Origin of the sequence: Natrinema sp. LN54 (genome assembly GCF_052439245.1) — an archaeon.
GTDB lineage: Archaea > Halobacteriota > Halobacteria > Halobacteriales > Natrialbaceae > Natrinema > Natrinema versiforme_A.
Map to the genome: position 1 here is coordinate 376,265 of NZ_JBQVRP010000005.1, position 10,551 is coordinate 386,815.

The window sequence follows — 10,551 nt, forward strand, 5'->3', positions numbered from 1 at the left end:
AACGACTTCGGTTGCCAGTTCGGGGCAAGCCGAAGTGGCGTGGAGACGGTGGTCGACTCGAAATCTCGTACGACTCGGTCGAAGAGAGCAGATCGGATGGCTCTGAGGCCGACGAGTTCATCGATCACTGTGAGACACCAGCGCCACCGACCCCACTCGAGGTAGATAGCCGAGCCCGTCGTTCCTCTCAATCGAACGTTCCAGTACATCCTGGTAGGGGTTTACCAGTGTCTAGCGCGTATTTCAGATGACGGATCCCGAGACGATTCATCATGAGCACAAATAAACCCCACCAGAATCTGGCCATTATCGGCCACGTCGATCACGGGAAGAGTACGCTTGTAGGACGTCTCCTCTACGAGACGGGGAGCATACCCGAGCACGTCATCGAACAGCACCGCGAGGAAGCAGAGGAGAAAGGCAAGGGTGGCTTCGAGTTCGCCTACGTCATGGACAACCTCACCGAGGAACGCGAACGCGGTGTCACCATTGACATCGCTCACCAGGAGTTCTCGACGGATACGTACGACTTCACCATCGTCGACACGCCCGGACACCGCGACTTCGTCAAGAACATGATCACTGGGGCCTCGCAGGCCGATCACGCCGTCCTCGTCGTCGCCGCTGACGACGGCGTCGCGCCCCAGACCCAGGAGCACGTCTTCTTGGCTCGGACCCTCGGGATCGACGAACTCATCGTGGGCATCAACAAGATGGATATCCCCGATTACGAGGAGTCGACCTACAACGAAGTTGTCGAGGAAGTCAAGCAGTTACTCAAGCAGGTCCAGTTCAATACCGACGACGCATCGTTCATTCCAGTTTCGGCCTTCGAGGGAGACAACGTTTCCGAGCACTCCGACAACACGCCCTGGTACGACGGTGAAATCCTGCTTGAGGCGCTAAACGATCTTCCCGAACCGAAGCCGCCAACGGACGCACCGCTGCGACTTCCGATCCAGGACGTCTACACGATTTCGGGTATCGGTACCGTCCCTGTCGGACGTATCGAGACCGGCCTCCTCAACACCGGCGACAACGTCTCCTTCCAGCCCAGCGATGTGGGCGGCGAGGTCAAGACGATCGAGATGCACCACGAAGAGGTGCCCAAGGCAGAACCCGGTGACAACGTCGGATTCAACGTCCGCGGCATCGGCAAGGACGACATCCGACGCGGTGACGTCTGTGGCCCCGCCGACGATCCGCCAAGCGTTGCTGAGACGTTCCAGGCTCAGATTGTCGTCATGCAACACCCTAGCGTAATCACCGCAGGTTACACGCCAGTCTTCCACGCTCACACGGCACAGGTCGCCTGTACGATCGAGTCGATCGACCAGAAGATCGACTCCTCGAGCGGCGAGGTCGCCGAGGAGAACCCCGACTTCATCCAGTCGGGCGACGCTGCTGTGGTCACCATCCGACCGCAAAAGCCCCTCAGCATCGAGCCGTCCAGCGAGATCCCAGAACTCGGGAGCTTCGCCATCCGCGACATGGGTCAGACCATCGCAGCCGGCAAGGTCCTCGAAGTCCACGAGCGGACCTGACAACCTGTTGGAACCCGACATAGTTCGTGACAGCGCCTGTCTCGTCTTGGACCGGCGCGATGGAGACGCGGTTCCAGAACTGGCTGCCGTCCCGTCGGTAGTTCCGCAATTCGACGGTGACCGGTTGCGCTTCATCGATCGCCGTTCGCATTGCCTCGACCGGCTCCGAATCGGTGGCCTCGCCCTGACGGAATCGACAGTTCCGGCCGACGATCTCTGCCTCGTCGTAGCCGGTGAGCCGCTCGAACTATTCGTTGACAGCTATCAGCGGATTGTCCTCCCGAGACGGATCGCTGATGGTGATTCCGATGGCAGCTTCTTCGAGGGCCCGATGTCGTAGTTCCAGCTCCCGTTGTCGCTCCCGACGGTCAGTGATTTGTCCTCTTCGGAGTTATCGATGGCAACGAGAGACATCTACACGACTGTGTTCGATGAAGACGTCCAGACGACTGTAACTGACTGCCCGGACTGTGGCGGCAGCGTTCGAACTACTGATCGTGAGACGATTTGCGAGGACTGTGGACTTATCCTCGAGGAGACCCAACTCGACCGAGGACCGGACTGGGGGAGACGTGACGAGCAAGGATCCAATAGACGAACCGGCGCACCGCTGACACCCACATGCCACGATCGCGGCCTCTCCACTGAGATCGGATACAAGCGAGACGCGAACGGAAACACCCTCTCAAGTAGGAAGCGCCGACACCTGAACCGACTGCGTCGCGAACAGTCCCGTGCTCGGTGGCAGTCAAAAGCCGAACGGAACCTCGCCTACGGTCTCAGTGAAATCCGGCGGGTCGTTGCGAGTCTCGGCCTCGCACAGAGTATCCGGAATCAGGCGTGTTCGCTGTTCCGAACGGCACAGTCCGAACAGCTCTGCCGTGGACGATCGCTCGAGGCGGTGGCCGCGGCCAGTGTCTACGCCACGTCTCGGTGTAACGGACTCGGACGATCACGGGCCGAAGTCACAGCCTGTGCACGCTGTGATCAACAGAGACTCACCTCCGCCTACAACGCGATGAACGTCGAACTCGAGCTACCGACACAGCCGATTGCAGCAACGGATCGGATTCCGAGGCTTGCGACAGAACTCGAGGTCTCAGATCATGTTCGTCGACGAGCGCTCGAGCTCGCACAGGCGGCACGTGAACACGGACTGACGGTCGGCTGCCGGCCGAGTGGCGTCGCAGCGGGCTGTCTCTATCTTGCTGCCCAGCGAGTCGGGCTGTGTCTCTCGCAACAGCGGATCGCCGATGTCGCAGACACATCACCGAACACGCTCCGCAGTCGACGAGACGAGTTACTCGAGATCGATACCTGTGCCTGATACGGCAAACCAGAGGGACGCTTGTAACCAGTAGTTGGTAGTACGGCTTCTTTATTCAGATATCTGGGTGAGAATGAATTGGGTGATTCGGTAACTACAGCTGCGGACTTAATGCGGTCCCTTCTGTCAGCTATCGGTTGTTTTGGTAGAACAGTACCGAACAGAGAACGCGTATGAAGCAGCTCAGTCAAACGAGTCGAAGCATTGGTGCTCCGGGGTTGAAAGAATAATACTCCAGCCCATAAGGTCCGACTCGAGATGCAGGTATTCTCGTCGGCTGATGCTCGGAAGCGTGGGGTCCTCGTTACCGTTCTCTTGTTGGCTGCGTTTGTTCTCCTCTACTTGTCGCTTCGACGATACGCACCGTTCATTTTCCATCCCAACGAACTCCAAACGTGGATAGATCAATTCGGCGTTCTCGCACCGGCTGCCTTCATGTTCGTCCAGATCGGTCAGGTGGTTGTTGCGCCGGTCCCAGGGCAGGTCGTTGCGCTCGTCGCCGGCTACCTTTTCGGTTCGGTGGCCGGCACGGCCTACAGCATCACCGGCGTTCTCATCGGGAGTGCAATCGCGTTCTTGCTCGCAGACCGATACGGTCGTACATTCGTCGAAGACATACTCCACAAGGACGTCGTAGCTCGCTTTGACGAGTTCGTTGATCGGGTCGGATTTCCGGGCCTCGTCGCGTTCGTCCTCATCCCTGGGCTTCCGGACGACGCTATTTGCTTTCTCGCCGGACTCACTAAGTGGAAGCTCCGAACGTTCATGGTCGCCATCACCGTCGGACGCCTCCCGGCGTACGTTCTCACCGTCTACGCTGGCGGCGAACTGGCAAGCGGTGAGTTCACCAAAGGGGTGGTAATCATCGGGACCGTGATCGTCGCCTCCGCTGTCGGTTACTACAAACGCGAAGCGATACGGGACTTGGTAGGCAGCCTACGGGAGCAAACTTCGTCCTGATTTTCGTGTACCTGAAAACGAGCTACCGCCCGACCACTCGATAAGGCTGCTGCTCAGCGTCTGTCCGTGTGAACTCGGCCACTGTATCTATCCCCGCGTTATGACTGAAGTGTGGTAGATTGCAACCCATAGTGCTACATCGTTCAACTATATTCAGCACGACCGCTAAAACCTATTACTGGTTAGAACTTTCAAGAATACCGATAAACTGTACCTCTCTTTCTTTAGCATATAGTATAGAATGACATCAGGTTAACAGTCATACAGAGGGCAGTCTTAGCGTCTACAAACTTCTGTCCATTCAAGGACCGGAATACAGGAATCAACACCTTCAGGGCCTACAACATAGTATTACCGCGGTACTCATCTAGGGACAGCGGTGAGTAACAATGACCAGAGTCCGGGAGCGGTTGGTCTTTCCGTCTGGCGATACTCAGGCACAAGCATGGATGAGTCGGGTAGCTCCCCAGAGACGTCGCTAGCCGGCATACGAAAAGTTTTCAACAGCGCAGGGGGTGCAGGAACTCCCCTTACCACAAAGGAAGTTGCGGATGAGCTTGACTGTGAGCAAAAGGCTGCATCCGAGAAGCTCACCACATTAGCCGCGAAGGGCACGCTGAAGCGCAAAGAAACCGGGGCTGGTAATTGTATCTGGTGGAAGCCGGCCGATGAGCAGCAGACGGCGGGCGAAATCGAGCGCGAGGAGGAGTACCAGGCTCTCGTTCAGGCGGTGAAGGACTATGCTATTTTCATGGTTGATCCAGATGGGTACATTCAAACCTGGAACAAGGGGGCCAAACGGATCAAAGGCTACCGAGAAGAGGAGATTCTCGGTGAACACCTCTCGGAGTTCTATCCGGACGACGCAGACACCGAACCGGATCACCTACTGAATCAAGCTGCGGTCGAGGGATCGATCGAAGACGAGGGGTGGCGTGTCCGAAAGGACGGAAAGAAGTTCTGGGCCCGCGTCACCATCACCGCTCTCTACGGCGAGAACGATGACCTCCGGGGATTTGTAAAGATCACGCGTGACCTGAGCGACCGCCACGAGAGGGAAGAGGCTCTCCGTCGTGAGCGGGATATTACCGAACAGTTCCGGCTGCTGGTCGAGAACGTCGAGGAGTATGCCATCTTCATGATGGACCCTGACGGGTATATCCAGAGCTGGAACACGGGCGCCGAGAAGGTCAAGGGCTATTCGGTGGAGGAAATCGTCGGCGAGCATTTCTCCACATTCTATCCTGAGGAAGCCGTCAAAGCTGGCACCCCCGAGGAAAACCTCGAAAAGGCCCAAGAGCGGGGCTACCTTAACGACGAAGGCTGGCGCGTCCGCAAAAGCGGCGAGCGGTTCTGGGCGAACGTGACGATCACGCCGATTCAGGACGACGGTGAGCTCCGCGGGTTTGCGAAAGTCACGCGGGACATGACCGAGCGCCACGAATACGAGGAGCAACTGCGCCAGGAGAAAGAGCGGTTCCAGCGCATGGTCGAAGAGGTCCAGGACTATGCGATCTTCATGCTCAATCCGGAAGGGTACATTCAGACCTGGAACGAAGGCGCCGAACGGATCAAAGGCTATCAAGAGGAGGACGTTCTCGGAGAACACCTCTCGCTGTTCTACCCAGAGGACGAGGGGAGTGCCTCCCCCAACGAACTCCTGGCGCAAGCTGCTGCCCAGGGCCGCATCGCCGACGAGGGGTGGCGCATTCGCAAGGACGGCTCCCGATTTTGGGCGAGTGTCGTTATTACCGCCCTCTACGACGACGATGGTGAGCTCCGTGGGTTCGCGAAAATCACACGCGACCTGACAGAACGAAAGCGCCGCGAAGACCGCCTTACTGCCCTCGACGAGATGGGGCGTCGCCTTCTCGAGACCGAGACCGCACGGGAGGTGAGTGAAACTGTCATCGACGCGGCGGAGGGTGATCTGGATCTCCCGATCACGACGATCGCTCTCTACGACGACGAGAGCGGAACGCTTCAACCACACGGTCAAACGACCCGCGCTGCACAGGTACAGTCCAACGTCCCATTCCTCAATCCCACGTCCGACTTCCCGTGGGAGGTCTTTGGAAACGACGAACCCCTCGTCATCGATGACCTCGCTGATCACCTCGATCGAGAGTCCGATGAGCATCCGGTGACCAGCGGCATCATCACTCCAGTCGGCAAACACGGCGTTTTCATCGCCGGCTTCGAGTCAGTTGATACTCCGAGCGACGAGGAGATTGATTTCGTGAAGATTGTCGCGGCGGATCTCGAAGCTGCCTTGAATCACGTCGAACGGCAACAACTCCTCCGGGAACGAGAAGCGACGCTCGAGGAACAGAACGAGACGCTCACCCGCGTCAACCGGATCAACAGCATCATCCGGACCATCGATCAGACACTCATCGACGCCTCGACACGTGAGGAGATCGAGCAGGCAGTCTGCACCGAGTTAGCGGCCTCGGGGCCGTACCGGGTCGCCTGGATCGGCCGTCGAGAGTCGGCCTCCGAGACGTTGACCTCCGTCGCCTGGGCCGGTGCCGACGCCACGTACGGAGACGAGTACGCCATCACCGCCGACGACGGCCCGACGGAGAACCATCCGGCCGGGCTTGCCGCTCAGTCGCACGAATCGCAGACGATACAGGATATTCGGTCAGATCCGCCGTTCGAACCGTGGCGTAAAGAGGCGCTCAAACGGGGCTATCGGTCCCTGATCAGCGTGCCGATTCTCTACGAGGAGTCGCTCTACGGCGTTCTCACGGTCCAGGCTGACCAACCCGAGACCTTCACTGGGATGGAAGCCCAGGTTATCGAGGAACTCGGAGAGACAGTCGCACACGCGATCAACGCCCTCGAGAGCAAGCAAGCGCTCGTGAGCGACGAGATTGTCGAGTTGGAATTCCAAATCAATGGTCGGGAGGTCCCGATTCTCCAGTTGGTCGACTATGCCGACTGCGCGTTCGAACTCGATAACGTTCTGTCGCATGAAGACAGGCCTACCAGCGCCTTCTTCACCACTCACGGTGCAGCGCCGGCGGTGATCGAAGAGTTCGTCAACCAGTCATTTGCAGTCTCGGACCTCCGACTCATCACCGAGGACGAAGACGAAGACGAATGCGTTTTCGAGGCGACGATAACTGAGGAGAGTTTCGTTGCGACGTTGCTCGACCACAGGGCAGTCCCCCAGACGGTTACAGCCGAAAAGGACAATGGGCGGGTAGTCGTCTCCCTTCCGACGCAGGTCGACGTCCGGGAGTTCCTCGAGATGCTTCAGTCGAAATACGGCGATTTGGACCTGACAGCCCGCCGAACCCGCGAGCGGACGGCACGGACACCCGACGAGTTCAAGGCCGCGTTCGAAGACAGAATTACCGATCGACAGCTCGAAGTCCTCCAGACGGCGTACTTTAGCGGCTTTTTCGATACCCCCCGGAAGAGTACCGGTGAGGAGATCGGTGACGCGCTGGGCGTATCACAGCCGACGGTCAATCACCATCTCCGTGCCTGTCAGCGCGAATTGTTCGCGATGCTCTACGACGAATCGTGATCCACTGCGCCCGGTCTAGATAGATAAGCGGCGGAGCGAGCGGTGGTTAAGTACCAACAATAAATCGCCTTCCCCGGCAGGGGCGTATAGCTATCTGTGTCAGATATCGCCCCCTCCGTGAGCGCAAATCCCTCCACCGAACAACTTAGCACGAAAGTCGTTCTTGCAGTAGCCGACGCCAAGAACGTTGATCCGCTCGATCTCCCGCCACTCTACTATGCGATTGATCCGGATGCCCTCGACCAACTCTTCCAGTCGCGATGTCGGACTAGAGCCTCTGGTACGGCCACGGTTCGGTTTACGTTCGCTGGTTGTGACGTTGTCGTTGCCAGTGGAAATCAGGTGACAGTAACGCTGACCGACTCGGACACCGAGCGCGATATTGAGGCGTGACTGCGTGGGTGTGACTACTCCAAAGCCGATGCCAGACCCAAACGAAAAGCCCAGCCAGCCAGTCGCAGATAGTGGCTTGGGCGAGGAATTCGAGCAGTGTGCCACCTGTGGGGCGACGCTTCCCAACGACGAGTGGTGTCCGATCGTTACCGAGACCGATGCTGAAGGGGAGCTGGTCATCCGATCGTTCTGTGATGAGGCGTGCAAGAACGCATGGACCAAACAGTCAGGTGACCCATGATTGAACTCGTGGGCATGGCCAAGTCTTTCAGTTTGCTACTCGTCGTGAGAAGTAATGAGTAGAGAGGACAGCGCAAGCGGTCCTCCTGATGACCCAGTGGCTGAACTTGAATACCGTCAAAGGACCTTACAAGAGGTCTCAGACATCATTTCCGGCACCGACCAGTCATTTAATGAGCAAATCGACGCACTTCTAGAGGTTGTTCGAGAGGCGATTGGAACGGACTATGCAACGTTCTCGTACGTCGAGGGAGACTCCTATGTTTTTGAAGCGGTAGACGTGCCGACCGATGTCAACCTTCATGCAGGGAAGATAGTTCCCCTTGATGAACTCCCGAATTGCAAGCACGTCGTTGAGACCGAACAGACACTTGTTTTGAGAGATGTTGAAGAGGAGGCTCCAGAGTTAGCGGACCCCACTTGGGGGATTGCCTGTTACATCGGGTCACCGGTGTTCGCTGGCAATGAAGTCTATGGGACGTTTTGCTTCTACGGGATGGAGTCACGGGCCGAGGAGTTCTCCGACTGGGACAAAACCCTCGTCGAACTTGTCAGTAACAGGGTAAACTCCCAACTCGCACAGAGAGAACGTGAGCAGACCTTGCGAGACGCCAAATTACAGATGGAGGCCGCAGTCGAGGCGGGTGCGGTGGGGACCTGGGAATGGCGCATTCCAGAAGACAGATTCATCGCCGGGCCCTCGTTCGCTGAGACGTTCGGAGTCGACCCGAAAGCAGCCAGTGAAGGCGTCTCGCTCAACCAGTTTGTCTCTTCTATCCACAAAGACGACCGCGACCGGGTCCAACGCCGAATCGATGAGGCCATCGAATCGGGTGAGGTGTATGAAGAGGAGTACCGAGTCTGGAACGAAAACGACGAACTTCGCTGGGTCCTCGCTCGTGGCCACGTCGAGTATGACGACGACGGAAACCCTCAGACCTTCCCAGGGGCGCTCATCGACATCACGGACCGAAAGCACGCCGAGCAACAGCTTGAATCCCTGAATAGCCGGTTGAAGAAGTCGAACAAACGCCTCGAACAGTTCGCCTATGCAGCTTCGCATGACCTGCAGGAACCCTTACGAATGGTTTCGAGCTACCTCCGGTTGCTTGAAAATCGGTACGGGGACACGTTGGATGAAGATGCCCACGAGTTTCTTGACTTCGCCGTCAACGGTGCTGACCGGATGCGCAACATGATTGACGAACTCCTCGCATATTCACGGGTTGAGTCTCACGGTTCTCGGTTTCGCCCCGTTAACTTGAACGACGTGTTAGCGGACGTACAGACAGACCTCCAGCGGCAAATAGCGGAGAAGACTGCCGAGATAACCGTTGAGAATCTCCCTCAGGTCGAAGGAGACGCCAATCAGTTCCGTCAACTGTTTCGGAACCTGTTGGAAAATTCGCTCGAATATAGCGGTGATGAGCCACCACGCATCCATGTCTCGGCCGACCAAGATGGGAATGGCGTGGTCATCGCCGTTCAGGACGAGGGAATCGGCATTGAACCCGACGCCCAAGAACGTATCTTCGAGGAGTTCGAGCGCCTGCACAGTCGAGAGGAACACACTGGCACAGGCATCGGACTGGCGCTCTGTCAACGAATCGTGGAGCGCCACGACGGCGAAATTTGGGTCGAATCTGAGCCTGGTGAGGGCTCTACTTTCTTCGTTTCCTTTCCAATCTCTCCTATATAGGGTATGTCCTCATTTGCTGCTTTGAAGAACAGCAACTTCCAAATAGCACGTAGTATCGTATTCTAGCTCTCCTAGGAGATTCACATTGGTTACCTTATATATTGTTGTTACGTCCATACGGTCGTGTTTAGTTTGTAGCATTCTGCCAGAGGCTGTGTTTAGTTAAGCGTGAAAAGTGAGGCGGCACGATTTTGTGCTGGTCTATGGCAAAAATCGACCGCCTCAATGGTTGTAGCGACTGGATTGATTTGAGTTTTGTGGAGAGAGAACGGACACCGCGCCGGCTGATGGAGCTTGGTATTCGACTCCACCTTGCTGGATTATCGCTTTCGAATACCGTTTGGGAACTCGAGAAGTTCGGTGTCGAGCGTTCGCGAAAGGCTGTTCACGATTGGGTGCAGAAAGCCGATCTACAGCCAACAACTGATGCGAATCCGAATCACGTTGCGCTCGACGAAACCGTGATTCGAATCGATGATCACCAGTATTGGCTGTATGCTGCAGTCGATCCTGAAACAAACAGAATTCTTCATATACGGCTATTTTCGACGACTACGACCGCATTGACTGAACGCTTTCTGCGAGAACTAATCGAGAAACACGATGTCGAAAACGCTGTGTTTCTCGTCGATGGCGCACAGCATCTCCAGACAGCACTCCGCCGACACAGACTCCGATTTCGATACGAAAAACAGGGAAATCGGAACGCTGTCGAACGTATCTTTCGAGAGATAAAACGACGCACCTCTTCATTCTCAAACTGTTTCAGTCATGCTAAACCATCAACCGCAGAATCGTGGCTCCAAGCCTTCGCTGTCTGGCAGAATGCTACAAACTAAACACGACC

The 10,551-nt window shown here is 56.8% G+C and carries 8 protein-coding genes and 1 pseudogene; 8 read left to right on the top strand and 1 reads right to left on the bottom strand.

The window, feature by feature from the left end:
- Window positions 1–272: 272 nt before the first annotated feature.
- A complete protein-coding gene (tuf, locus tag ACT4ML_RS17020) occupies window positions 273–1,544 on the top strand; it encodes a translation elongation factor EF-1 subunit alpha (RefSeq protein ID WP_444721931.1) in 1,272 nt (423 codons plus the stop codon).
- Here tuf and ACT4ML_RS17025 read toward each other — a convergent pair.
- A pseudogene (locus ACT4ML_RS17025) lies at window positions 1,435–1,779 on the bottom strand (PAS domain-containing protein); the annotation flags it as partial. The gene tuf and the pseudogene ACT4ML_RS17025 overlap by 110 nt on opposite strands.
- Before the next feature lie 162 nt (window positions 1,780–1,941).
- Here ACT4ML_RS17025 and ACT4ML_RS17030 point away from each other — a divergent pair.
- The 7 genes from ACT4ML_RS17030 (at window position 1,942) to ACT4ML_RS17060 (ending at window position 10,543) form a co-directional block, all read left to right on the top strand.
- A complete protein-coding gene (locus tag ACT4ML_RS17030; RefSeq protein ID WP_444721932.1) occupies window positions 1,942–2,871 on the top strand; it encodes a transcription initiation factor IIB in 930 nt (309 codons plus the stop codon).
- Between the two features lie 258 nt (window positions 2,872–3,129).
- Complete coding sequence (locus tag ACT4ML_RS17035; RefSeq protein WP_444721933.1) at window positions 3,130–3,831, top strand: TVP38/TMEM64 family protein; 702 nt, start codon at window positions 3,130–3,132, stop codon at window positions 3,829–3,831.
- A 445-nt stretch (window positions 3,832–4,276) separates the two neighbouring features.
- Window positions 4,277–7,372 (top strand): PAS domain S-box protein, encoded by a 3,096-nt coding sequence (locus tag ACT4ML_RS17040; RefSeq protein ID WP_444721934.1) that lies wholly within the window; start codon window positions 4,277–4,279, stop codon window positions 7,370–7,372.
- Between the two features lie 117 nt (window positions 7,373–7,489).
- Window positions 7,490–7,765, top strand: coding sequence for a HalOD1 output domain-containing protein (locus tag ACT4ML_RS17045; protein WP_444721947.1), 276 nt, complete (start codon window positions 7,490–7,492; stop codon window positions 7,763–7,765).
- 28 nt (window positions 7,766–7,793) lie between these two features.
- Window positions 7,794–8,006 carry a DUF7576 family protein gene (locus tag ACT4ML_RS17050; RefSeq protein ID WP_444721948.1) on the top strand — a complete coding sequence of 71 codons (213 nt, stop codon included), beginning with the start codon at window positions 7,794–7,796 and terminating at the stop codon, window positions 8,004–8,006.
- A gap of 54 nt (window positions 8,007–8,060) precedes the next feature.
- Window positions 8,061–9,704, top strand: coding sequence for an ATP-binding protein (locus ACT4ML_RS17055; RefSeq protein ID WP_444721935.1), 1,644 nt, complete (start codon window positions 8,061–8,063; stop codon window positions 9,702–9,704).
- Window positions 9,705–9,907: 203 nt separating this feature from the next.
- Window positions 9,908–10,543 (top strand): IS6 family transposase, encoded by a 636-nt coding sequence (locus tag ACT4ML_RS17060; protein WP_444721936.1) that lies wholly within the window; start codon window positions 9,908–9,910, stop codon window positions 10,541–10,543.
- The last annotated feature ends 8 nt before the right edge of the window (window positions 10,544–10,551 follow it).